The sequence below is a fragment of the Intestinimonas sp. RTP31139st1_F5_RTP31139_211217 genome (assembly GCF_040226735.1).
GTDB lineage: Bacteria > Bacillota > Clostridia > Oscillospirales > Oscillospiraceae > Intestinimonas > Intestinimonas butyriciproducens.
In genome coordinates, this window is the sequence record NZ_JBCOAQ010000005.1 from 98,027 (window position 1) to 122,367 (window position 24,341).

Here is a 24,341-nt window from a genome sequence, read left to right on the forward strand (position 1 = left end):
CCCCCCCCCCCTCCTTTCCTTTCCCGGCGTGCAGTACCCCCGTGGCAGAGGTACGGTGCGTCAGGTCTGTCCGGCCGCGCTTCCCCGTATACCCCGGTAGAAATGTTCGTCATGGAACACCGCTCGCCGGCAGTAGGGACAGACCAGGCCGCTCCACCCGCGCCGTCAGGCCGTCGATCTGGGCCGCAGCGCCGTAAATCGCCCCGCTCTGCATGCAGGATACCGCATCCACCACCCTGTCATTGCCCAGCGCCCGTCGGTCATAGCCGGCCAGGACGAGTCCGACGTCCAGCCCTGCATCAACTGTCCGCACAGGGCGGCGCGTCACCTCCCGCAGGGCGCTTCGAAGGCGCTCCGTCAGTTCCGGCACCACGGAGCAAAGCGCGCTTCCTGCTATCTTGTCTACCGTCAGTCCCCTCTCCCGGAGGAGCTCGCCCAGCGCCTCACGCCATGCGGTCCCGTCCCACTCCCGGCTGCTGGGCAGGCGGTCCACGAAGGAGGGCTCCTCCCCCGCAAAGCCGCCCGCGACTACATTCGTGTTCCCAATATCAACGGTCAGAATCATAGGCTCAGGCAGACTGGCCGGCGGAGGGCGCCGCCGTCCCGGACAGCTCCTGTGCGGCTTCTCTATGGAGACCCGCGACCTCCTTGAAAATTCCCGGAAGAAGCTGGTGAAAAAGCACCTGGATCTGATCGCCGCCAACAACCTCAGGGAGGAGGGCGCGGGGTTTGGAACCGCCACCAACCTGCTCACCCTCATCACCGCGGAGCGGGAGACTCCCCTCCCACTCCTCTCCAAGGACGAGGCCGCTCACAGGCTGCTGGATGAGCTTCTGACCCTGAGGAGCACCCGGACTTAGCCCCGGTCACCAGCCCCAGCGTCAGGACGTTCTCCCGGCCTTTCCATGGGATCCGCTCTCAAGTCCGCAGGCTTTTGTTCCTCTTTTTTGTATAATATCCTCGTTGCAATTCTATTCCGCCGTGGTAAAATGGGTGTTTGTCGATTGATTGCAAGACAGCAGGATAGGAGGAACTTTCATGCAGGAACAGGTTGCAGTTCAGACGGACGTTCGCCCACCGCTTTTTTCCGGCAGTGCGCTGCGGCGGCTGATCATCCCTCTTGTCATTGAACAGTTTCTGGCCATGACCATCGGTATGGCCGACACGATGATGGTGACCTCGGTGGGCGAACACGCCGTCTCTGGCGTGTCCCTAGTGGACAACATCAGCATCCTGCTCATCAATATTTTCTCCGCCCTGGCCACCGGCGGCGCGGTGGTGGCCGCGCAATACCTGGGGTCCCGGGATGAGCCCAATGCCTGCGCTGCCGCCAAGCAGCTTTTTTATGCCATTGCGGCTCTCTCCACTGCTATGATGGCCGTCTGCCTTCTTTTTCGCGAACCCATTCTGCGGCTGGTCTTCGGAACGCTGGATGACGACGTGATGACCGCCGCCATGACCTACTTTCTTCTCACCTCCATCTCTTATCCCTTCCTCGCCATCTACAACGCCGGGGCCGCCCTGTTCCGTTCCATGGGCAACAGCAAGGTCTCCATGTTCGCCTCCCTCCTCATGAATATCGTCAACATCGGTCTCAACGCCGTGCTCATCTACGGTGTGGGCATCGGTGTGGCGGGCGCCGGTTTCGGCACCCTGGCCTCCCGCCTGGTGGGCGCGCTTCTCATGACCTGGCTCATTTGCCAGCCCCACAACCCCATCCATATCTCCGGACTGTTCCGCCCGGAATTTCAGAATCAGTTGGTCAAAAAGATTCTCCGCATCGGCGTCCCCAACGGCATGGAAAATGGTATGTTCCAGGTCGGGAAGCTGATGGTGCTGGGGCTGGTCACTCCCCTGGGCACTTCCGCCACCGCTGCCAACGCCATTGCCAACAGCGTGGCCGCCATGGTCAATGTCCCGGGCAACGCCGTGTCCCTGTCTTTGATCACTGTGGTCGGCCAGTGTATGGGGACGGGCGACTCCAGGCAGGCCGTGGGTTATACCAGGAAGCTCATGACCATCGTCTATCTGTCCATGGGCGCGCTGAGCCTATCCCTCTTCTTTGCCGCAGGCCCGGTGGTGTCCTTTTTCGGGCTTACGCCTGCCGCCGCCCGGATGGCCGTGGAGGTCCTCCGCTGGTGCTCGGTCTTCACCGCTGTTTTCTGGCCTATGTCCTTTGTTCTGCCCAACGCCCTCCGCGCCGCCGGAGACGCCAGATTCACCATGATCGTCTCCATGTTCTCCATGTGGGTGTTCCGGGTGGGTTTTTCCTATCTGTTGGTGCCCTATATTGGTCTGTTGGGTGTGTGGATCGCCATGTTCATCGACTGGGTCCTCCGCGCCGCCGTGTTTCTTTTCCGCTTCCTCCGTGGGCGCTGGAAGACCAAAACCGTGATTTAAACGCACGCTCTAAAAACGGGACCGGCCACTGCCGGTCCCGTTTTTTCTCTCTGCCGCTTGCAATCCCCCGCCATATCTGCTACCCTTACGAGGTGTGGATTGGTTGAGCGGTCTCAGTGGGAAGAGATCGCGCCATCAAAGAGAAGGAGATTCGTCACATGCAGTATATGGATTTCAGCCTCCTCCTGTACATCGGGATGTTGGCAATGGGCGTTCTCGTGGGCTCCCGCAAATCGGTGCGGAGCCGGGAACTTCCCTGGCTCGGAAGGGTACAGTTTGTGGCCCTCATTGCTCTGATCGCCGTTCTCGGCGTGGAGATCGGTGCGGACGACAAGGTGATCTCCTCCCTGGGGGAGATCGGGCTCTCCGCCCTGATCATCACCGTTTTTGCCCTGGCCGGCTCCATCCTGTGTGTCTCTCTGGTCCGCCGGCTCCTGAAGCTGGACCGGGAAGGCCGTACCGCCGCGCAGAAGCGGACCGACTGTGAACAGGAGGAGGGCAAGCTATGACTAAGTGGATCATTGGCGCCGTTGTCGGCGGCATTCTGGCCGGGTACTTCTTTGTTCCCGAGGCCCTGGCCGCCCACTGTGGCACCTTTATTACCGTGGGACTCTGTCTAATCCTCTTTCTGGTGGGTGTGGACATGGGGAGGCAGGGCAACGTCTGGCGGGATATCAGGGCCGCCGGCTTTAAGGTCCTTCTGATCCCTGTCGCTGTAGCCGTGGGGACCATCGGCTTTGCCGCCGTAAGCAGCCTTTTCCTGCCCCTCACCGCCCAGGAGGCCATGGCCGCCAGCGCCGGTTTTGGTTGGTATTCCCTGGCACCCATGCTCCTCTCCTCCTATTCGGCCACCCTCTCCGCCGTGGCTTTTCTCTCCAATGTTATGCGGGAGGTGGGTTCCATCCTTCTCATTCCCATCGTTGCCCAGCGCCTGGGCTTCATTGAATGTGTCGCCCTGCCCGGCGCCGCGGCGATGGACACCGTTCTGCCCGTTGTGGTGGGTTCCACTCACGAGCGTATCACCATCTACTCCTTTGTCTCCGGCGTCATTCTCTCCTTTGCCGTACCAGTGCTTGTCCCTCTGATCATGCAGCTTTGACGTGTGAAAATCGCTCCGTCGTGGCAGAGGCATCCCTGGACCTCCGCAATAACGACACACAGGCCGAACGTTTTTGCCCCTCGCTTCGTGCGCATCCGATCTCAAAAAGAAACACCAGCTGACAGGCTGGTGTTTCTTTTTGTTCTTAACGGGCCAATCGCTGTTTTCCAGCCGTGAAAAAGCGCTGCTGAAGGCAAGCCTTGTCAAATGCGCCCCCGGCAGAATGGCCGATACCAGAGGAGGCGTAAGGATGCCTTTCATGGAGAGAGAAAAGCTCGTTTCAAGCGATATATCGCTTGAAACAAGCTGGAAGAGCGGCCGCAAAGTCAAAGCCTAAGGGAGCGGGTTCGACTTTGCCCCCAGGAAAAGGGAGCGGGCCGATGCGTTCTTTTTGTTCCGAGGATAAAAAGACGTCGGAGCAAAGCGGAGTTTGCCCCGACGTGGAAAGTACGAACACTTTCGAACCCATCCCTTGGACCGATAGAAATTCTTAACTTCAACAATTGAACTATCTTTTTTCTATCTTTTTTAATAATGAGTAAGCTATAGTGCATACTCTTGAAAAAGTCGATGCTCTTGAAAACCCTGATTCTATTACCCTGCCCTTGCAGAAAGTCCCCTTGGGAGGGGACGCTGGATTTTGGATCGACAACGACATACGAGGAATGAGCTTGGAGCAACCGGGGGGTGCGCCAGAAGTGGGTCTTACCCGGGCCGGGCGAGCCGATGATACAGGCGTTCAGATTGCGGGCGTTGGCCGAAATCTTGGGCCGGGGTGTTCATGATGAGCTGCTCGGTGCTGGCTAGAATGACATTGTTTTCAAACTTTGGGGCGATAAAGGACTTGATGTCCACCTCAATGCTCCACCGGACCGCGCCGTAGGCGTTCAGCACGCCGAGTCAAACCCGCATAAATAATTTTTGCTCTCTGAACCGGCGCTACACTGTAAAACTGTCCTCAAAAGAATAGTGAAGTCGAACATGGTCGGATATGTTGGCGGTCAGGCCATGGCTGTTTCAAGTGCAAATGGACGTGTTGGGAATATACTGATACAGAGCAGAGATGCTCAAATCAAAGTAGAAGAGGTATTGGAAGATATGGGCATTATCAGTTCCAGTAAATCTATCGGCGGTATTACCGCCATTCCCTGCAACGGCACTCTGGATGTGACCATTGGCATTACGGCGGCACCCGATATCGTAAGCAATCCGACCGACATTGTGCTCATCCTCGACCGCTCCGGCAGCATGGCGGGACAGTCTCTCGCCGACCTGAAGATCGGCGTGAATACGTTTATTGATATCATCGCTCAGGCGACGGGCGGCGCTCCGGACCAGATCGGTTCCGGCAGCCATATCGGGATCGTGAGCTTTGCGGATACCGCAGTTCAGGACACCGGCCTCATCACCTCGGTGGCCGCCCTGAAAGCTGCTACCGCCGCACTGACCGCCGACGGCCTGACCAATCACGGTGCCGCGTTCACCCAGGCCACAGCGCTGCTAAGCACCTCCACAAATAACCGCGTCATGGTCATGTTTACGGACGGGGAAACCACCACCGGGCCAGATCCCTCTCCCATTGCGGCGGCGGCCCGGGCCATGGGTATTACGATCTACTGCATCGGCCTCATTGGCAATACGGGGATCGACGTGGACGCCCTCAACGACTGGGCCACCGACCCGGACGTCACCCATGTGGCGGTTGCGCCGACCAGTGCCGATTTGGAGCAGCTCTTTGCTGATCTGGCGGCCAATATTTCCGTTCCTGGGGCGACCAATATCGTGATCAATGAAGCCCTTAACCCGGACTTTGTTATTATAGCCCCTCCGGTCACCACAAAGGGAACCATTTCCCTTCTGACAGGGACCTCCTTCCGCTGGTCCATCGACCAGCTGGGGGTCTCCATCACGGAGAGTGCTACCGTGACCTTTACCATCAAGCATATCGCTGACACGACCGGCATCAAACACGTGGATCAATCGCTCACGTATACGGATACGGAGGGAAACCAGGTCAGCTTTGGCAACCCGGAAGTTTTCGTAAACTGTGAGCCCACCTTCCCCGCCGACACCTGCCCCGAGCCCGTGGACGTCACTCTGGACGGCTGCGAGGACTTTGTGGAATTCAATGCCGGGGACCTCGCTCTGGAGGATACAGGCCGGGTTCTACAACTGGATGTCAACCTGTTAAATGTCTGCCCTGGCAGACGGGTGGCACTGGCTGTGGTGCTGACGGAGCTGGACCAGGACGATGTGCCTCAGCCCCGGGGTATCAAATTTTTTACCATTCCCGGACATGCGCGTCCGACCTGCTCGGATGTGCTGGTCACGTGTATCCGTTTTGTCCTGCCGGACGACGGCGTAGGACTTTGTACAGAGCGTGTACTACAGGCGCAGTTCATGGCCCACTATATTGACAACGACTTCACCTGCTGCCCCGCTGTTGTGACGCTCTCGTAAAAGAATCCATCTGATTTGACTGCCAGATGGGGGAACGGTTATCCCGTTCCCCCATCTCGCCGAAGGAGGCAAGCACACTATGATCGAAATTGTCCTTCCGCCTTGCCAACCCTTTGTTTCCGCCTGTGTGTCGGTGCCGCTGGAGCCGTCCTGCCGTGAATTCCGTCAATGTGTACGAAGGCGCTTCCCCCCCATCTGCGGCTTCGGCAGTTTTAGGTACTGCTATGTCTACCATAAGGGGTTACATTGCTATAAGACCCAATGTGGGTGCGTCCTCAGCGCTGGTTTTGGCATTGCCGTTAAATACGTCGATTGCAAAGGCAACAAAAAGAGCAGATCTTTTGAAGACAGCGTTATATTCCGCGACTGTATTGGTAACTTCGACCGTACCCACTCTAACGTGCGCTTCACGAATCTTACCTGTGACATTGATTGCAACGGTAACGTAGTTGCTACATTTATGGCAGAACTGTGTTCCTAAGCAAGCCGCCTCCGCTGAGTGTCTTAGCGGAGGCGGCTGTGTTTGACCCATACGGAAATAAAACCAAAAATCCGGGTGTAGCGAAGGTGGTATCGCGCTCGATTGGGGAGCAAGATGCCGGGCGTTCGAGTTGCCCCACTCGCTCTAAGAAAGTGGCGGCTTCCTCGGTGTGGGCTTCCGTCAATACCTTTCATGCCGCAAGTGAGGATTCTGCCAAAGTAGCGGAGATATTTCTCCCCCTAATACCTACAACACCACAAAAAGCAAAATTGACGGAGATTTGCGAAAATTTCTTCATTTTCTTTTCACTTCCCACACCACCGAAAAATGAAAATTGCCAAAAATAAGCGCAAAAAACAGGAAATCTTTTTTGATTCCCTGTCTTGGTATGCCGTTCTATGTAGCGGCGGTTATTCAGTTTTTAGTATACAATTCTACAAACACGAATTTGTAGCATTATTGACTTACTATTGGTTTTCCATCTTTGTCAAGCAATGGGGTAAATCCTGCCGCATTTCCATTTCTGTGAAAAACATAGTTTACACCAGTTTGTGTATCAACCCAAATTTCAACCACATCAATCTTTCCCTGCTGATAAATCTTTTTAAAACGCTCCATAAATATTCCTCCTTAAATTCCGATTTTCCATTGCTTTATTATATACCTTTTCTCGAAAAACAAAAGGGATTCTTTATACTTCCTGTTCATCAAAGCGGAACTTGAACAGGGCAGCGACAAGCCGCTGTTTTATGCTGTCCTCGGTATCCCTGTCGATATGCCCGTTTTCAATGGCAGCGATTCGGATTCTCCATGCGAAAGCACCTCCATTTTCCTTTGCAGGAACCGCAAAGTCCTGCGGATTAGATACCCGGTCGTACTCCGGCAACGTCCGTACACTTCCCCGATTTCCTGCTGTGTATAATCCCCGAAAAATAAAGGAAAATGATTTCCCGGTTTCTATCCGGCAGAGATAACAGGGCGGCAGCAAGTTCCCCATTGGTGAGGATAACTGTCTGACCGCATATCGTAATGGGGTATTCTTCATAGGGTGCTTCAAAATATTCGTCTGTTGTGCCTAAATGGTAAAACTTTTCTTCTGTGAGGTATTCAAGGGATATTTCCTTTTGCCTCCATCTGCTTGATAGCCGCAAAGCGCATGACGGTCTTGCAATAGCCATTGAACGTATACATGATATGTTCTCTGTATGCTTCCGTGCAAGGCATAAATGATTCCCCCTTTCTCCCACATGGGGCGGTGCATGGTTAATAGTTACATTTATATTTCAGAGGGACAGCAGCGTTTAGACTGCCGCCCCCTCTGATTACCAATTAGCAAAGCCGCAAAGCAACATTAACATTTTATAGTAACTGGTCAATTTCACCTGTTTGTATTGCATGGATTTTTTCGCTTATTTTCTCCCTTGACCAATCCCACCACTTTATTAACAATAATGTATTTATTACATTTTCTGAAAATCGTTTTCTTATCGGTTTAGCTGGTATTCCTCCGACAATCGTATATGGTGGAACATCTTTTGTAACTACGGCACGAGTGCCGATAATTGCCCCGTCACCTATAGTAACACCCGCAAATATAACAGCTTCATATCCAATCCAAACATCATTACCGACAATAATATTACCTTTATTGTCCTATGCATTAGCAACATCTTTACAGTCTAACTCCCATTCTTCAAAAAATATAGGGAAAGGATATGTTGATAAAGAAGATAATGTATGGTTCGCACTGTTAAAAATAAATTTTGCCCCACAAGCTATTGAACAAAATTTTCCAATCATCAATTTATCTTTGTTTCCACAATTTCTCTATCTGTAAAACAGGCGGCAGCTTCCTCTTTTCGGAAACTGCCGCCTTACCGTATTTCATATTTTCTCATAATCATATCATTTCAAGGCTCTTTCAAAAATGGTGTAGTAGTGGTGTAGTAAATGCCTTTTTCCATTGTAAAATCATTGATTTTACAGGCTTTTTCGGATTTCTTCAAGATACTGCCGTGGCAGACGAAGAGTATCCTGTTCATTTCCGTTCTCCTGTGCTGTTTTCGATAGGCTCAGTATAGCACACGCCCTCCTGACAGTCGAGAACAATTTCCAAATGCTCGGCGGAATGAATTTGTTTCGTCAGCTCCGCCTCCAGAATGACCACATTCTGTGTCCAGCCGATCTTCACAGCCTGACGCATCAGCCCGGGAGCATTCTCATAAATACGGTAAAACTCCGTTTCCAGGGGATAGTCACGGGAGTCCAGAGAAAGGGTTATAGCGGCCAGACCGTCAACACCACGGGCCTTGCCATTATAATGGATTTGAACGAAGTCATAGGGCTTGCCGGTTTTCTTGGAAGTACCAGACAGGCGGGCCTTACCAATTACTTTGATTCTCATTTGTTTTTCTCCTTTATTTCCCAGATGCAAGCACCTTGGCCTGTTCACCAGAAATGATAAACTCACCCTATGCATACATGGACTTTTATAACAACGACCGGTATCAAAAAAAGCTTGGCTGCATGACGCCGGCAGAATTCATCGCAACCTCCAAAAAATAAATGCGCAGAGAATCCTACATACAATAGAATCCTCTGCTAACTTTTATTTCTTACTTTGTCTACTTGACAGGGAGCATATCATCAGGCCAGCGCCCTCTCAAAAAGGGCGCTGGCCTTTGGCTGCGATTGTCGGGAGTTCAACTCCCGTCAGTTACTCCGAAATCTCCATTTTCATAATTTGTTCGTTTTACGAATTTTTAGAGACAAAATCCCCGAAAACGCTTGATACCGTAGGCTGAATGCCTACGGTATCAAGCGTTCGTTTTTTATGGAGCTACTGGTCAGATTTGAACTGACGACCTGCGCATTACGAGTGCGCTGCTCTACCCCTGAGCCACAGTAGCAAATCAATCATAGACTTGACGGTAAATTATGATAGCACATTTTTTTCGCGCCGTCAATCACCAACCTTGTCTTTTCTTTGTTTGCTTTTATATTACCTTCTGTATATCCCTGTGCTTTCTCCCCTGTGCCAAAGCCGCTCTGCCTTCCCTGAGCGGACATATCTGTCGTTCCTCCTGAAATTTCTATTTGGCATTTCATCAAAAAGATTGTTATTTCTCCGATTATAGCCGATATTTTTAACTTTTAATTTTCTATTTTCATCCAGAATACACTTGTTCCATTTACATAATTTCAAGCAGTAATCTCATCTACAAAGAGTTATTCACATTATCCACAGGTTTATCCACACCCACTCGCCCCTTCTTTTTCAACAGCTTTTCCACTTTTTCACCGTTTTTTCCACAGGGCTCAATCTCTAATTCTCTTCTCTTTTAGCCTCTCAACTTAGTATACATAATCTTTTTCCCTCCACCGAAGACAAAAAAACGGCGCATGGCCGTCACCCGACCGTGCGCCGCCTGAGTCCTATTCCTCCAAAAGATGCTTCCGGCTCCAGGCCCGGCTGTTCCAGCGGCTCAGAAACAGCACCGCCCGAATACACTCATCGATGGCCATTGCCGCCCAGAGGCCTGCCAGTCCCCACCCCAGGACCACCCCCAGAAGAACGCTGCCTCCCACACCCACCAGCCAAGCGTCAACGATACAGATGGTGATGGGGAAGCGGATATCGCCGCAGGCCTGAAGGGCCCGGCACATGACCATATTCACCGCGCGCCCCAGCTCTAGAGGGATCTCAATGAGCATGATGGTCCCCGCCAGCGTCAGGACCTGCTCATCTTTTGTAAAAATGCCGTAAATGGGCCGTGCAAGCAGCCAGAGGACCACTGATAGGATACCCGACACCGCCACCGCTGCCAGTGCCGTGCGCTTTACGTTCCGGTCCGTCTCGACAATCTCGCCTGCGCCCATGAGCCTCGCCACAACGACCTGGCAGGCCTGTGACAGAGCTGAGCCGAACAGATAGGTCACATTGGCAAACAAGTTGGCATAGACCCGCGTATTTACCACATATGCGGCAAAACGATTGCACACCGTCTGAATGCAGATCTGAGAACCATTATAGGAGACCGACTCCCCTCCTGTGGGCACGCCGATGGCCAGGAGCCGTTTAAGCTGGTCCCAGGGAAAGGGCCGGAGGCAACGCAGTGAGATGACTGGCCCAAAGGTTCTGCGGAAGAGCACGGCGATGATGGCCGCACCCATGATCCGGGACAGACCGCTGGAGATGGCGGCACCCGCGATCCCCATGGCCGGAATGGGGCCCAGGCCGTTGATGAGCACATAGTTTCCGCCGATGTTCAGACAGTTCATCACCACGGAGATCACCATGGTCTCCTTCATCATCTGGCTGCTGCGGAAAAAGGCAGTAAATGTGAGGTAAACCGCCTGGAACATCATACCCAGCCCAATGAGGCGCATATAAAGGCATGTCTCTTCAAAAATCAGCGCATGGACACCCATCAATCTGAAAATAGGTCCGCAGCCGAGGACCAGCACGGCGCTGACCAGAAGGCCGAATACCAGATTCATCAGGAGCGCCACCGTATAAGTCTGGTTCACCCGCTTGGTATCTTTGGCGCCGATGTACTGGGAAATCAGGATCATAGCGGCTGTACAGACCACGGAAAATACCAGCAGTAGGAGGTTGGTGATCTGATTGGCGTTGCCGATGGCCCCTACGCCGTTGGGGTCCCGCCAGCCTACCATGATCTGGTCCGCGTTACCCACCAGCATCTGGAGCAGCAACTCCACAAAAATCGGCCAGGAGAGCTTCAGGATGTTGTTTCCCTTCATTTTCAAGGCTTCCTCCGCATTCCACATAGTATACTTCCGCTGATTTACTATAGTGATTATAGCGGTTTGCTCCACGAATACAATTGGAAGAAATGATGTGATTTTCAAAATGGTAGGACCTATCCTGCATAAAGTCCACAATAGAACAGGCGGCCCGTTCCATGAACGGGCCGCCTTTGTCTTTCTGTTCCCCTACAGGCTTCCATATTCCTCAAAGAACCGGTCGTGTATGACCTGAACGGCATTGTCCGCGTCGCATTTATCTACCAGCACGGAGACCTTGATCTCACTGGTGGAGATCATATGGATATTGATTCCCGCGTTGTAAAGCGCCTCGAACATCAGGGAGGCCACGCCGGGATTATTGATCATGCCCGCGCCTACAATTGAGACTTTGGCGATCTCATCCGTAACGTCGATGTGGTCAAAGCCCAGAATGTCCTTCATCTCACTCATGACCTGCCGGGCCTTATCCATATCCTCGTGCCCCACCGTGAAGCTGATATCCTTGGTGTTGTTGCGTCCGATGGATTGGAGGATGATATCCACGTTGATCCCGTACTTTGCTAGCGTGGAGAAGATGCGGAAGGCGGTGCCCGGCTTATCCGGCAGGCCCACCAGGGCCAGGCGCGCGATGTTTTTGTCCTTGGCTACGCCGCTGACATAGGGCTTTTCCATGGTTTTTGCAACCTCCTTGACTTTCGTTCCGGGCTGTCCGGAAAAGCTGGAGAGGACCTCCAGATTGACATTATAGCGCTTGGCCATTTCCACGGAGCGGTTGTGCAGGACCTGAGCGCCCAAGGTGGCCAGTTCCAGCATCTCGTCATAGGTGATCTCGTCCAGCTTCCGGGCCCCCTTGACGGAGCGGGGATCGGCGGTGAACACGCCGTCCACATCGGTGTAGATCTGACACAGGTCGGCATGCAGGGTGGCCGCCAGAGCCACCGCCGAGGTATCCGAACCCCCCCGCCCCAGTGTGGTAACGTCGCCATACTTGTTGATGCCCTGGAATCCGGTGACGATGACGATCTTCCGCTTGTCCAGCTCCGCCAAAATACGCTCGGTACGGACGTTCTTGATCCGGGCCGCGCCATAGGCCGAGTTGGTTTTGAAGCCGGCCTGCCAGCCTGTCAGAGAGACCACCGGATACCCCATCGCCTCAATGGCCATGGCGCACAGGGCGCAGGAAATCTGCTCGCCGGTCGAGAGCAGCATGTCCATCTCCCGCTTGGAGGCCTTGGGATTGATCTCCCCTGCTTTGGCGATGAGGTCATCCGTAGTGTCTCCCTGTGCGGAGAGGACCACCACCAGGCTGTGTCCCCGGCGGTAGGTCTCCGTAATGATGCGGGCCACGTTGCGGATCCGGTCCGCATCCGCGACGGAGGTCCCGCCGAATTTCTGTACAATGAGTGACATGTATATGTACCCCCTAAGAGTTACGTGTAAAAGCCAGGTCCTCCCTCCTCGGAGGTATGCTCCGGGGAGGGAGCTGGAGAAGCCTATGCCATTCTATGCCCTCACTCCAGGACCCGGAACAGCGAGCCAAGCTCCATGCCGGAGAGGGCAGACATCAGCTCGCCCCGGGGCATGGCCCTGGTGAGGAAGGCCACCTCGTCCGCCGGCGCACCCGGCCGGGAGAGCAGCGCGGCATCCAGCCCGGCGGCGCGTACCTTTTCGGCGGTCCCGGCGCAGCGGACATACCACCGGAAGGGGACGCCCTCCGGCGACACCGTCACATCCTCTCCGCCGGGGCCCCACTCCACCCGCTTTCGGGAACGGATATGCCGGGCGGCGTCCATCACATCGGCCACAACGGCGGAAGCGGTGGGCAGTTTTCCCGCGCCCCGGCCATAGAACATCACGTCTCCAATGGCGTCCCCTTTGACCATAATGGCGTTGAACACGTCCTCCACCCCGGCCAAAGGCGCCTCCGCATCTATAAGATGAGGGGCCACATAGGCGCAGATCTTTCCGTCCAGCTCCTTTACCGCCCGTCCAAGCAGCTTGATCTTCCGGTTGCACGACTCAGCGTAGGCCACGTCGGCCAGCGTGACGCCGGTGATCCCCTCGGTGGGTACCTGCCGGGGGTACACGTGACGGCCGAAGGCGATGGAGGCGAGAATACAGATCTTCCGGCAGGCGTCGTGTCCTTCCACGTCGGCGGTGGGGTCCTTTTCTGCATAACCGTTCTCCTGGGCCTCTTTCAGCGCGGCCTCAAAGGAGAGGCCCGCGCGTATCATGCGGGTGAGGATATAATTTGTCGTGCCGTTCAGGATTCCGCAGATCTCTGTGAGCTCGTTGGCGGCCAGGCACTGAGAGAGGGGACGCAGAATAGGGATGCCGCCGCCCACGCTCGCCTCAAACAGATAGCTCACGCCCATTTGAGACGCCAGTTGGATGAGCTCGTACCCGCGCTCGGCCACCAGCTCCTTATTGGAGGAAACCACGCTCTTCCCGGCCCGCAACGCCCGGCGCGTATAGTCCAGGGCCACTGTGGCCCCACCGATGGTCTCCACAACGATATCTACCGACTTGTCGTTTTCAATGGTAGAAAAATCATGGATGATCTTGTCCTGAAAGGGGCTCTCCGGAAAGTCGCGCACATCCAAAATATATTTCAGGCGGACGGGCGTCTCCACCTTTTGGTCGATATGTTCCCCATTTTTGGCCAGCACCTCGGCCACACCGGACCCCACCGTGCCAAAGCCCAGAATTGCAACATTTACCATACCATCAAACTCTCCTCGCGTACTGAATTGCCTACCCGGCCAGAATCTCACATTTGAGGACGCCTCTGAGCGCCGTCGTACGAGAGAGCAGCTCCTCTACCGGGATATGGAGTCCCGAAGTCTCAGCCCCGATGGTTACCAGCGCGCAGCCGCTCACCGGAATGCCCTGATTGATGGTGAGAATATTCGCGCCGGAGACGGCAAAGCTATTGAGGACTGACGAGAGGACGCCCGGCTCGTCCCTCAGCCGGGTCTGGAAGGTCACGATGCGGCCATGGAGCATATCGTTGAAGGGTCGCACCGCATCCTTATATTTATAGAATGCGCTCCGGCTGATCCCGGTCATGCCCGTGGCCTGATGGACCGTCTCCGCCTCTCCGGTCTCCAGCAATCGCTTGGCCTCCGCGACCTTTCTGAATATTTCCGGCAGTGCGTTGGCCTCTACAATAAAGTATTTCGGCGGGTTCGCCATTTCATACACCTCCCTGGTCCTGTCTCTTCATTCTAAGCGGGTACATTTGTCTTTGTTACAGAGTCATTTGTCCACGTGTGAAGTTTATTTTAGCACAGTCCTCTGGCGGGTGCAAGCCCGAATTCCGGGAACATACCACGATTTTTGACGCACTATGCCGGATTTTTCCGTCATAGTAACCATAATGTGAGGAGGTCCGTCATGCCCGAGAATAAACATCTGAAATTTCTTCTCACAGTCGCCTACTTGGCGCTTGGAGGGGCCGCCCTATGGCTGGCGCTCCATTTCCTCCTTCCGTGGACACTCCCCTTCCTCCTCGCTCTGCTCCTCGCCGCCTTACTGGAACGCCCGGTGACTTTTTTTATGGACCGGCTGCGCCTGCCGCGCTGGGCGGCAGCGGCGCTGTGCACGGTTCTGTTGCTGCTCGCAGTGGGCGCCGTGCTCTTTTTGTGCGTCTGGCGGCTCTGGTATGAGGGCTCTCTCCTGCTTGGACGCCTGCCCTCCCTGCTTTCCGCCCTGCCCTCCCTGGGCGCTCCGCTGGAGCGGTGGGCCTATCGCTTCATCATCGCCGCCCCGCCCCAAATGCAGGAACCGCTGCGGGAGGCGCTGGAGACCCTGGCGGCGCAGAGCGCCGCGCTGCCCGACTGGCTCTACCGCACCTTGTCCACCTGGACGGTATCCGCACTTGCGGCCCTGCCGGATTGGGGACTTTTTCTTTTCACCACCGGTCTTGCCACCTATTTTATCTCCGCCGGACGGCCCGCGCTCCTCGCTTTTCTTCGCCGACAGGCGCCTCCCTCCTGGCGGCCTGCGCTCCGGACCGGGTGCCGCCGCTTCCGGGCAACCGCCGGCGGCTGGCTGAAAGCCCAGGGCATGCTGATGCTCATCACCTTCGGCGAACTGACCCTGGGTTTTTTGTTTCTCGGCGTGGATCTCTCCATCCTGCTGGCGGCCCTCACCGCGCTGGTGGATGCCCTGCCCGTATTCGGCACCGGCACCGTGCTGATCCCCTGGGCCCTGCTGGAACTGCTTTCAGGCCGTTTTTCCATGGCGCTTGGGCTCTTCGTCCTCTACCTGATCGTGTCCCTGGTGCGCAGCCTGCTGGAGCCCAAGCTGGTGGGAGACCGCGTCGGCCTTCCCCCCCTGGCCGCGCTGCTGTGCATGTATGTGGGGTTCCGGGCCTTCGGTGTGGTCGGGATGGTGCTCTCCCCCCTGGCCGCCATCCTGATCAAGGAGGCCCACGACTGCGGTATCGTGCGGCTGTGGCGGGACTGAGTCCGCGGGGTGTGCCCTCCCTCCTCCGGATGCCGTCCCTTTTTTCATTGATTTTCTCCGAAAACCTCGGATTTCCCCCTTGCTTATCCCTGTACGATAGTCTATATTAGGATGGTGTAAAGACGGCCCGCCGTGAGCACCATGGGGCCGAGCAGAGAGGATGTACGCACCTTGAACATTATTATTGTCGGCGACGGCAAAGTCGGCTACACACTGGCTGAGCATCTCTCCCGTGAGGAGCACAATGTCACCATTGTGGACACCAGCGAGGAGGCCCTGCGCAAAGCCGACGAATCCTTGGACGTCATGTGCATCAAAGGAAACGGCGCTTCCATCACCGCACTCCGGGAGGCCGGCGCCGACACAGCCGATCTTCTCATCGCCGCCACCAGCATGGACGAGATCAACATGGTCTGCTGCCTCACCGCCAAGCGCCTGGGCACCCGTTTCACCATCGCGCGGGTCCGCAACGTCGAATATACGGTGGACGCCAGCGCCCTCAAGCACGATATGGGCATCGACACCCTGATTAACCCGGAGAACGCCACCGCGGTGGAAATCGCCCGGCTGCTCCGGTTTCCCTCTGCCGCCAATATCGAGACCTTCTACCGCGGTCGCGTGGAGCTCATGAGCTTTCGGGCCCGGGAGGAGGATTTTTTCTTGGGCCAGCCCCTCTCCGCCCTCTCGCAGCAGGTGCGGAACCTCCCCATCCTTTTCTGCGCCGCGGAGCGGAATGGAGAGGTCATCATCCCGGACGGCTCCTTCGTCCCCCAGGCCGAGGACCGGATCTATGTGATCGGGGCCCCTCTCGGCGTACATGAGTTCTTCAAGCTGATCGGCCGTTACGCCCCCCATATCCGCAATGTGTTCGTGGTGGGCGGCGGGCGCATCACCTACTATCTCTCCGCCATCCTGGAGCGCATGAATATGCACGTAAAGATCGTGGAGCTCAGCGAAGCGCGCTGCCGCCAGCTCTCCGAGATCCTTCCTCACAGCCTGATCATCTGCGGCGACGGCACCGACCAGGAACTCCTGGAATCGGAAAACCTGGAGGATGCCGACGCCTTTGTGGCCCTCACCGGGCGGGACGAGGACAACCTGATCATCTCCCTCTACGCCATGCAGCGCAAGGTCGCCAAAGTCGTGGCCAAATGTAACCGGCAAAACTACACCGGCATCGTGCGGGATCTGGGCCTGGACAGCGTCATCTCTCCCAAGCTCTTTACCGCAAACCAGATCCTGCACATCGTCCGCGGGATGCAGAACAGCAAGGGCAGCGTTATGAGCACCCTCTACCGCATCGCGGACGGCGGTGCGGAGGCCGCTGAATTCGTGGTCAACGAGACTACCCGCCATCTGGGCACGCCGCTGAAGGACCTGAGGTTGAAAAAGGGGATTCTGGTCGCCGTCATCGTCCACCAGGGGCGTACCATCATTCCCGAGGGCTCCTCCACCATTGAACTGGGCGACACTGTGATCATCATCTCCAGCAATCAGGGGATTCTGGACATCAACGACATCTTCGATGACTCCATCCTTGACCTGGGGGCCGGAAATCAATGAATTTTAAGCTGGTATTCAAGCTGGCGGGCAAAACCCTGCTGGTAGCCGCCGCCTGTATGGTCCTTCCTCTGCTGGTCACCCTGCTCTACCGGGAGGACCCCATGCCGTTCCTGTCTGCGATGGGCATTACCGCGCTGGCCGGTCTTCTTTTATCTCTACTGAGGGCCGACACGCGTTTCAATTCCAGAGAGGGCTTCTTTTCGGCCGGACTCATCTGGCTTCTGGTGGGTTTTTTCGGGGCGCTTCCCTTCCAATTCTCCGGCTATTTTCCCAGTTTTGTGGACTGCCTGTTCGAGTCCATCTCCGGCTTCACCACCACCGGAGCCTCTATCCTCACAGCTGTGGAGCCTCTTCCGAAGGGCATTCTCTTCTGGCGCTCCTTCATCCATTGGCTGGGCGGCATGGGGATCTTGGTCCTGACCATCGCCCTTCTCCCCTCCCTGGGCGCGCGCACGCTTCATGTGATGAAGGCCGAGTCGCCCGGGCCCATCATCAGTAAATTGGTGCCCAAATCCTCTCAGTCCTCCAAGATCCTGTACGGCATCTATCTGGTCCTCACGGTGCTGGTGATCCTTGCCCTGCGGGCCGCCGGAATGGACTGGTTCGACTCGGTGACACATGCCTTTGCCACTGCCGGCACGGGCGGCTTCTCCACCCGCAACCTGTCCGTCGGCGCCTACCAAAGCCCCGCGGTGGAGATCGTCCTCGGCATCGCTATGCTTCTCTTTTCCGTGAATTTTGCCCTCTACTTCCTGATCCTGTGCGGAAAATGGCGGCAGGCGCTCAAAAGCGATGAACTCCGTTTTTTTGCCAGCGTGGTGGGCGGTTCCGTTCTCCTCATCGCCTGCAATATCCAGAGCATGTACGGCTCCTTTCTGACCTCCCTGCGCCACGCCTTCTTTCAGGTCTCCTCTATCATCTCCACCACCGGTTTCTCCAGCGTGGATTTCGACCTCTGGCCGGAGTTCTCCCGGGCCCTGCTGGTGATCCTTATGTTCTGCGGGGCCTGCGCCGGCTCTACCGGCGGCGGCGTAAAGTGCTCCCGGGTCCTGCTTCTCTTTAAATGTATCGGGCGGGAGATCCGCCAGATCCTCCATCCCCGTTCCGTCAATGTGGTCCGCTTGGACGGCCGGGTCGTGGATGAAAAGATACTCCATACCGTGATGATCTTCCTGGGGTCCTATATGCTCATCACCTTCGGGGCCACGCTGCTCGTCGCCCTGGATAACTTCTCCTTTGGAACAACCTTTACGGCAGTGGTGGCCTGTATCGGCAACATCGGTCCCGGCCTGGAACTGGTCGGCCCCATGGGCAACTTCTCCATCTTTTCTCCCCTGACGAAGCTGGTCCTCTCTCTGTGCATGATCGTGGGGAGACTTGAGGTCTTTCCCATCCTGGTCCTCTTCAGTAAGAATGCCTGGCAGAGGGTGTAGGCGTCTCCCCGCGATCCTGCGCTTCGCCGGACTCCTAGGAAGTCCGGCGGAGCGCATTTTTTGTGAAAAACAGAAAAATTTTTTCTTGACAATACCGCCCTCCGCCTGCGGGCACTTTTTTCTTTCGCCGCTCGTAAGTTTCCTTTCTTTTCATTTGAAGGGGTGTTATTTTCGTTTACTGTTTCGTTTTTCCATGTCATGGCAAGATTGCACGGAAAGATCGACCGAAAACTTTTCATTTTCGTAGGAACTGTAAAACCGGCGTATTTGCAGGGAAAAGCGCGGTTGGGCACCTTGAAAATCCGCTTTGTTATGCTAAAATTATAAACAAGAACTGCGTCGGGATCTGCCCGGCGCTTGTGCAAAAGGAGTGGGGAATTTTGACACCTGAAAATCTCTTCTGGATTGGCTTTGTGGGGGCCGTGCTGGCCATCGCATTCGCCTATGTCCAGAGCCGGAAGGTCATGACCTTCTCGGAGGGCAGCGATACCATGAAGAAGATCGCCGCCTCCATCCGGGAAGGCGCCAATGCCTACCTCCGGCGGCAGTACACCACCGTGGCAAAGGTCTTTGTCGTCGTTTTTGTCATCCTGCTGGTGATCGCTTTCGCCTCCAACGGCGAAATGCTCTCCAAATTCACGCCCTTCGCCTTCATCACCGGCGGGGTATGGTCCATGTTGGCCGGTTTTGTCGGCATGAAGATTGCCACCAATTCCAATGCCCGCACCGCGCAGGCCGCCTCCGAGAGCCTCAATAAGGGACTCCGCGTGGCCTTCTCCTCCGGCTCCGTCATGGGCTTTACCGTGGTGGGCCTGGGTATGCTGGACATCTCCATCTGGTACTTTTTGCTTCACTATGCCTTCCACATCACCGATGCCACCACCCTGGCCAACATCATGGTCATGAACGGCATGGGCGCCTCTTTTATGGCTCTCTTCGCCCGTGTGGGCGGCGGCATCTACACCAAAGCCGCCGATGTGGGCGCCGATCTGGTGGGCAAGGTGGAGGCCGGCATCCCCGAGGACGACCCCCGCAACCCCGCCACCATTGCCGACAACGTGGGGGACAACGTGGGCGATGTGGCGGGTATGGGCGCCGACCTCTATGAGTCCTACGTCGGCTCCATTCTGGCCACCTTCGCGCTCTCCGCCGTGGCGGGTTATGGTTTTTCCGGTATGCTCCTGCCCGTGTGCCTGGCCGTGGAGGGCATCGTCTGCTCCATCATCGGCTCCTTCTTTGTCAAGACCAAGGAGAACGCCGATCAGAAGTCTCTGCTGAAGAGCCTGCGCACCGGCACCTATCTGGCCGCCCTGCTCTCCGCCCTTGTCGCCGCGCCCCTTACATATACCATCGTGGGCAACTGGGGCGTCTATGTGGCGATTCTGGCCGGTCTGATCGGCGGTTGCGCCATCGGCTATTTCACCGAATACTACACCTCCGACACCTACGCGCCCACGCAGAAGCTGGCCGCCTCCTCTGAGACCGGCTCCGCCACCGTCATCATCGGCGGCATCTCCTTGGGGCTGAAGTCCACCGTAGCCTCCATCCTCATTGTCGCCGCCGCCGTTCTCATCAGCTACTTTGCCGCCGGCGGCTCTCTGAACGTCGTGGACGCCAGCGGTCTTTTCACCGCTGAGTTCAACAAGGGCCTCTACGGCATCGGCATCGCCGGCGTAGGCATGCTCTCTACCCTGGGCATCACGCTGGCCACCGACGCATACGGCCCCGTGGCCGACAATGCCGGCGGCATCGCCGAGATGAGCGGCCTCCCCGCCGAGGTCCGCGAGCGCACCGACGCTCTGGACTCCCTGGGCAACACCACTGCCGCCACCGGCAAGGGCTTCGCCATCGGCTCCGCCTCCCTCACCGCTCTGGCCCTCCTGGTCTCTTACGTGGACATCGTCCAGACCAAGACCGCCGAGGTCCTGAACTTCACCCTCACCAGCCCCACCGTGCTGGTCGGTATGTTCATCGGCGCCATGCTCACCTTTGTCTTCTCCGCATTCACCATGAGCGCCGTGCAGACCGCCGCGCAGTCCATCGTGGTGGAGGTCCGCCGCCAGTTCCGTGAGATTGCCGGCATCATGGAGGGCAAGTCCGATCCTGACTACGCGTCCTGCGTGGCCCTGTGCACCAAGGGCGCCCTCCACGAGATGGTGGCGCCCGCTCTGCTGGCCATCGTGGTGCCCATCCTCACCGGCCTGATCCTGGGGCCCACCGGCGTAGTGGGGCTTCTGGGCGGCGTGTCTGTCACCGGCTTCGCCATGGCCGTGTTTATGTCCAATGCCGGCGGCGCTTGGGACAATGCCAAGAAGTACATCGAGTCCGGCCATCACGGCGGCAAGGGCTCCGACTGCCATAAGGCCGCCGTCGTGGGCGACACTGTGGGCGATCCGTTTAAGGATACCTCCGGTCCCTCCCTCAATATTCTCATCAAGCTGTGCTCCACCGTGTCCATCGTATTCTCCGGGCTCGTCGTGGCTTTCAACCTGATGAATATGCTGTAATCTGATCTCGGGCAGGGCGCGCCGACCGGCGCGCCCTGCTTTTTTACTTTGATGCAGTCCCTCCCCGGGCTTGTCCCGCCTTGTGCTTTATGATATAATACATTTTATTCTTTATGATCTTACCCTGGATATACAAAGGGCAGTGCGCCAGCCAGCAAGGCCGGTGGGGCGCCTGGCGGCATTTCTCACGCAAAAGCCGCATTTGCTTTTGTACACCAAGGGCCCCGATGGAGGTATCCAAAACTATGATCCAGATCACCAATTCCCCCGTACTTTATCAGGGCGGAGGCTTCATCCCCGCCCATCCCCGGCCTGCGGCGGAGCGGACCGGCACCATGGCCTCCGCCATCCTCAGGGCGCACAACACCTCCGGCGACCCGGAACGGTTGAAGATCAAATTCGACGCCATGGCCTCCCACGATATCACCTACGTGGGCATCATCCAGACGGCCAGGGCTTCCGGCCTCACCGCCTTTCCCCTGCCCTACGTGCTCACCAACTGTCACAATTCTCTGTGTGCCGTGGGCGGTACCATCAATGAGGACGACCATGTTTTCGGCCTCTCCGCCGCCAAGAAGTACGGCGGCGAATTTGTCCCCGCCCATCAGGCGGTCATTCACTCCTATATGCGGGAGCGGTACGCCGCCCCCGGACGGATGATCTTGGGCTCCGACTCCCACACCCGCTACGGTGCTTACGGTACCGTAGCCATCGGCGAGGGCGGCCCTGAGCTGGCCCGCCAGCTTCTGGAAAAGACCTACGATATCGCCTATCCCAAGGTCATCGCAGTCCATCTCACCGGCGCGCCTCGTCCCGGCACCGGTCCTCAGGACGTGGCGCTGGCCCTGATCGGCGCCACCTTCCGGGAGGGCATTGTCAAAAATGCCGTTCTGGAGTTCTTCGGCCCCGGTGTGGAGTGCCTCTCCATGGATTACCGCTCCGGCATCGACGTCATGACCACGGAGACAGCCTGCCTCTCCTCCGTTTGGTCCACCGATGATATCACCAGGGAGCACCTGGATATTCTGGGCCGTGGGGATCAATTCCAGTCGCAGGCTCCGGCGGAGGGTGCGTACTACGACGCCCTCATTGAAATTGACCTCTCCACTGTGGAGCCCATGATCGCGCTCCCCTTCCACCCCTCCAACGCCTATCCCATTCGGGAGTTCAAGGCCAATATGGCCGACCTTCTGCACCAGGTGGACCTGGACGCCGCGGAACAGCTCGGCATTCGGAACGCCGCCTCTCTCACCGCCAAAATCGTGAACGGCCAGTTCCATGTGGATCAGGGCGTCATCGCCGGCTGCTCCGGCGGCACCTATCAGAATCTGGTCCGGGCCGCGCAGATCCTGGACGGCCACTCCATCGGCGCGGATGCATTCTGGCTCTCCTGCTATCCCGGCTCCATGCCCATCCATCTGGAGCTGACTAAAAACGGCTATATCGCCTCCCTGATGGCCTCCGGCGCCTCCATCCGCTCCTGCTTCTGCGGTCCCTGCTTCGGTGCGGGGGATGTGCCCGCCAACGGTGCCTTCTCCATCCGCCACTCCACCCGCAACTTCCCCAACCGCGAGGGCAGCAAGCCGGGGGACGGCCAAATCTCCTATGTGGCCCTGATGGATGCCCGGAGCATCGCCGCCACCGCCCTGAACGGAGGTGTGCTCACCGGTGCGGACGAGCTTCCTGAAATCCCCATCGACCACGCCCGCGAGCCCTATCGCTATGACGACTCCGCCTATCGCTCCCGCGTCTACTACGGTGTGGGCAGGCCCGACCCGGATGCCGAGCTGGTCTTTGGCCCCAACATTGCCGACTGGCCGGAGCAGGTGCCCCTGACCGAGGATCTGCTCCTGACGGTCTGTGCCGCCATCTACGACCCGGTGACCACCACCGATGAGCTCATCCCCTCCGGCGAGACCTCCTCCTATCGCTCCAACCCGCTTCGTCTGGCGGAGTTCGCCCTTTCCCGAAAGGACCCACAGTATGTGCCCCGGGCCAAGCAGATCCTTGCCGAGGAGCGCAGGCGCCGGGCGGGCGAGCCCACCGAAGCCCTCCTGTCCTACGATCCCAAGCGTACCGGTCTGGGTTCTCTGGTGATGGCTCTGCGGCCCGGCGACGGCTCCGCCCGGGAGCAGGCGGCCTCCTGCCAGCGGGTGCTGGGCGGCTGCGCCAACATCGCCCAGGAATATGCCACCAAGCGCTACCGCTCCAATGTGGTAAACTGGGGCATGCTGCCCTTCCTCTGCGACGGCCTGCCGGAAAAGAACCTCCAGCCCGGCGACCAGGTCTACATTCCCGGTATCCGCGCGCTGCTGGAGGGCGACGGAGAGGAGATCGCTGCCACCCTGCTCCAGGACGGCAAGGAGACCCCTCTGACGCTGAAGCTGCCCGGCCTTACCCGTGAGGAACGGGATATCATTCTGGCGGGCTGTCTCATCAACTACTACGCACAGTGAATCCTTGTTTCCGCCTCCCCTATATTAACAAGTGCTTTGGAGGGTATGTCCATGGAGAAGCAGGATCCTGTCTGCCGCTCCTGTATTGACTGCGGCGTAGTCAATTGCAGCGCACAGAAATATCAATACCCGGAATTCTGTCTTACCACCTCCCTGGAAGAGGGGGAACTGGAAGAGGCGCTGTCCCTCTACGACGAGGATCGGAACCGCGAGATCATGCTGACCGCGGCGCAGGTGGAATTTGAAGGTTATTGTAAGCTCACCCGTGTGGAGGAGATTATGGACTTTGCCCGCCGCATGGGGTTTCACAAGATTGGGATCGCCACCTGCGTGGGCCTGATCCGGGAGAGCCGCGCTCTGGCCCGGATTCTCCGTGTGCACGGTTTTGAGGTATTCGGCGTCGCCTGCAAGGCCGGGGCGGTGGACAAGACCGCTGTGGGGATCGATCCGGCCTGCCACGCGGTGGGAAAAAATATGTGCAATCCCATCTTCCAGGCCAAGCGCCTCAATCGGGAGGGTACAGAGCTCAACATCGTGGTTGGCCTGTGCGTCGGGCATGACAGTCTCTTTTACCGCTACTCCGACGCCCTGGTCACGACTCTGGTCGCCAAAGATCGGGTCACCGGTCACAATCCCGCGGCCGTCCTCTATCAGCTTGACTCCTACTACAAGCGCCTCCTTACCCCCTCTGATCCCGCATAG

23 protein-coding genes, 1 tRNA gene and 1 pseudogene are annotated in these 24,341 nt (G+C 57.1%); 12 read left to right on the top strand and 13 right to left on the bottom strand.

The window, feature by feature from the left end; all coding sequences use genetic code 11:
- Nucleotides 1–109: 109 nt before the first annotated feature.
- A complete protein-coding gene (locus ABUA09_RS05940; protein WP_279204495.1) occupies nucleotides 110–565 on the bottom strand; it encodes a type III pantothenate kinase in 456 nt (151 codons plus the stop codon).
- Here ABUA09_RS05940 and ABUA09_RS05945 point away from each other — a divergent pair.
- From ABUA09_RS05945 to ABUA09_RS05960, 4 genes are all read left to right on the top strand, one after another.
- Nucleotides 537–860, top strand: coding sequence for a phosphopantothenoylcysteine decarboxylase domain-containing protein (locus ABUA09_RS05945; protein WP_502880741.1), 324 nt, complete (start codon nucleotides 537–539; stop codon nucleotides 858–860). The two genes, ABUA09_RS05940 and ABUA09_RS05945, sit on opposite strands and share 29 nt — an antisense overlap.
- Before the next feature lie 178 nt (nucleotides 861–1,038).
- Nucleotides 1,039–2,400, top strand: a complete 1,362-nt coding sequence (locus tag ABUA09_RS05950; RefSeq protein WP_279204494.1) for an MATE family efflux transporter — start codon at nucleotides 1,039–1,041, stop codon at nucleotides 2,398–2,400.
- A 158-nt stretch (nucleotides 2,401–2,558) separates the two neighbouring features.
- Nucleotides 2,559–2,909, top strand: coding sequence for a LysO family transporter (locus ABUA09_RS05955; protein ID WP_227151755.1), 351 nt, complete (start codon nucleotides 2,559–2,561; stop codon nucleotides 2,907–2,909).
- Complete coding sequence (locus ABUA09_RS05960) at nucleotides 2,906–3,499, top strand: LysO family transporter (protein ID WP_033116324.1); 594 nt, start codon at nucleotides 2,906–2,908, stop codon at nucleotides 3,497–3,499. The genes ABUA09_RS05955 and ABUA09_RS05960 overlap by 4 nt, the downstream gene beginning before the upstream one ends.
- 705 nt (nucleotides 3,500–4,204) lie before the next feature.
- On the opposite strand, the gene ABUA09_RS18320 is transcribed toward ABUA09_RS05960, so the two are convergent.
- Nucleotides 4,205–4,393: a hypothetical protein gene (locus ABUA09_RS18320; protein WP_033116325.1), complete on the bottom strand. Its 189-nt coding sequence runs from the start codon at nucleotides 4,391–4,393 to the stop codon at nucleotides 4,205–4,207.
- A gap of 204 nt (nucleotides 4,394–4,597) precedes the next feature.
- Here ABUA09_RS18320 and ABUA09_RS05970 point away from each other — a divergent pair, with 204 nt between their 5' ends.
- Nucleotides 4,598–5,959, top strand: a complete 1,362-nt coding sequence (locus tag ABUA09_RS05970) for a vWA domain-containing protein (RefSeq protein ID WP_195607778.1) — start codon at nucleotides 4,598–4,600, stop codon at nucleotides 5,957–5,959.
- Between the two features lie 519 nt (nucleotides 5,960–6,478).
- Complete coding sequence (locus ABUA09_RS05975) at nucleotides 6,479–6,787, top strand: hypothetical protein (RefSeq protein ID WP_147586098.1); 309 nt, start codon at nucleotides 6,479–6,481, stop codon at nucleotides 6,785–6,787.
- A gap of 109 nt (nucleotides 6,788–6,896) precedes the next feature.
- Here the strand turns inward: ABUA09_RS05975 and ABUA09_RS05980 are convergent, their stop codons facing one another.
- The 11 genes and pseudogenes from ABUA09_RS05980 to ABUA09_RS06040 all read right to left on the bottom strand — a co-directional run bounded on the left by ABUA09_RS05980 (nucleotide 6,897) and on the right by ABUA09_RS06040 (nucleotide 14,405).
- The gene (locus ABUA09_RS05980; RefSeq protein ID WP_033116327.1) at nucleotides 6,897–7,058 is read right to left on the bottom strand and encodes a DUF6440 family protein; all 162 of its coding nucleotides are present in this window, start codon (nucleotides 7,056–7,058) and stop codon (nucleotides 6,897–6,899) included.
- Between the two features lie 73 nt (nucleotides 7,059–7,131).
- Nucleotides 7,132–7,326, bottom strand: coding sequence for a hypothetical protein (locus ABUA09_RS05985; protein WP_195607779.1), 195 nt, complete (start codon nucleotides 7,324–7,326; stop codon nucleotides 7,132–7,134).
- Between the two features lie 518 nt (nucleotides 7,327–7,844).
- Nucleotides 7,845–8,069: pseudogene (locus ABUA09_RS18325) on the bottom strand (CatB-related O-acetyltransferase); the annotation flags it as partial.
- Between the two features lie 409 nt (nucleotides 8,070–8,478).
- A complete protein-coding gene (locus ABUA09_RS06000) occupies nucleotides 8,479–8,844 on the bottom strand; it encodes a hypothetical protein (protein ID WP_058117503.1) in 366 nt (121 codons plus the stop codon).
- A gap of 430 nt (nucleotides 8,845–9,274) precedes the next feature.
- A tRNA-Thr gene (locus tag ABUA09_RS06010) sits at nucleotides 9,275–9,349 on the bottom strand.
- Between the two features lie 7 nt (nucleotides 9,350–9,356).
- Complete coding sequence (locus tag ABUA09_RS06015; protein WP_156113762.1) at nucleotides 9,357–9,509, bottom strand: hypothetical protein; 153 nt, start codon at nucleotides 9,507–9,509, stop codon at nucleotides 9,357–9,359.
- Nucleotides 9,510–9,875: 366 nt separating this feature from the next.
- Nucleotides 9,876–11,204: an MATE family efflux transporter gene (locus ABUA09_RS06020; RefSeq protein ID WP_279202711.1), complete on the bottom strand. Its 1,329-nt coding sequence runs from the start codon at nucleotides 11,202–11,204 to the stop codon at nucleotides 9,876–9,878.
- Nucleotides 11,131–11,367, bottom strand: a complete 237-nt coding sequence (locus ABUA09_RS06025; protein WP_165816319.1) for a hypothetical protein — start codon at nucleotides 11,365–11,367, stop codon at nucleotides 11,131–11,133. Before ABUA09_RS06025 ends, ABUA09_RS06020 begins: the two co-directional genes overlap by 74 nt.
- Nucleotides 11,368–11,396: 29 nt before the next feature.
- The gene (locus ABUA09_RS06030) at nucleotides 11,397–12,620 is read right to left on the bottom strand and encodes an aspartate kinase (RefSeq protein ID WP_033117864.1); all 1,224 of its coding nucleotides are present in this window, start codon (nucleotides 12,618–12,620) and stop codon (nucleotides 11,397–11,399) included.
- Between the two features lie 101 nt (nucleotides 12,621–12,721).
- The gene (locus ABUA09_RS06035; RefSeq protein WP_033117863.1) at nucleotides 12,722–13,933 is read right to left on the bottom strand and encodes a homoserine dehydrogenase; all 1,212 of its coding nucleotides are present in this window, start codon (nucleotides 13,931–13,933) and stop codon (nucleotides 12,722–12,724) included.
- Nucleotides 13,934–13,964: 31 nt separating this feature from the next.
- Complete coding sequence (locus ABUA09_RS06040; RefSeq protein WP_033117862.1) at nucleotides 13,965–14,405, bottom strand: ACT domain-containing protein; 441 nt, start codon at nucleotides 14,403–14,405, stop codon at nucleotides 13,965–13,967.
- Between the two features lie 201 nt (nucleotides 14,406–14,606).
- Here ABUA09_RS06040 and ytvI point away from each other — a divergent pair, with 201 nt between their 5' ends.
- The 6 genes from ytvI (at nucleotide 14,607) to ABUA09_RS06070 (ending at nucleotide 24,341) form a co-directional block, all read left to right on the top strand.
- Nucleotides 14,607–15,680 (top strand): sporulation integral membrane protein YtvI, encoded by a 1,074-nt coding sequence (gene ytvI, locus ABUA09_RS06045; protein ID WP_208319200.1) that lies wholly within the window; start codon nucleotides 14,607–14,609, stop codon nucleotides 15,678–15,680.
- 171 nt (nucleotides 15,681–15,851) lie between these two features.
- Nucleotides 15,852–17,243 (top strand): Trk system potassium transporter TrkA, encoded by a 1,392-nt coding sequence (gene trkA / locus ABUA09_RS06050; RefSeq protein ID WP_033117860.1) that lies wholly within the window; start codon nucleotides 15,852–15,854, stop codon nucleotides 17,241–17,243.
- Entirely contained in the window at nucleotides 17,240–18,676 is a 1,437-nt protein-coding gene (locus ABUA09_RS06055) for a TrkH family potassium uptake protein (protein WP_033117859.1), read from the top strand. Before trkA ends, ABUA09_RS06055 begins: the two co-directional genes overlap by 4 nt.
- A gap of 380 nt (nucleotides 18,677–19,056) precedes the next feature.
- Nucleotides 19,057–21,183 carry a sodium-translocating pyrophosphatase gene (locus ABUA09_RS06060; protein WP_033117858.1) on the top strand — a complete coding sequence of 709 codons (2,127 nt, stop codon included), beginning with the start codon at nucleotides 19,057–19,059 and terminating at the stop codon, nucleotides 21,181–21,183.
- Between the two features lie 245 nt (nucleotides 21,184–21,428).
- Nucleotides 21,429–23,639, top strand: a complete 2,211-nt coding sequence (locus ABUA09_RS06065) for a hydratase (RefSeq protein WP_207743442.1) — start codon at nucleotides 21,429–21,431, stop codon at nucleotides 23,637–23,639.
- A 51-nt stretch (nucleotides 23,640–23,690) separates the two neighbouring features.
- Nucleotides 23,691–24,341, top strand: coding sequence for a DUF1847 domain-containing protein (locus tag ABUA09_RS06070; protein ID WP_116722435.1), 651 nt, complete (start codon nucleotides 23,691–23,693; stop codon nucleotides 24,339–24,341).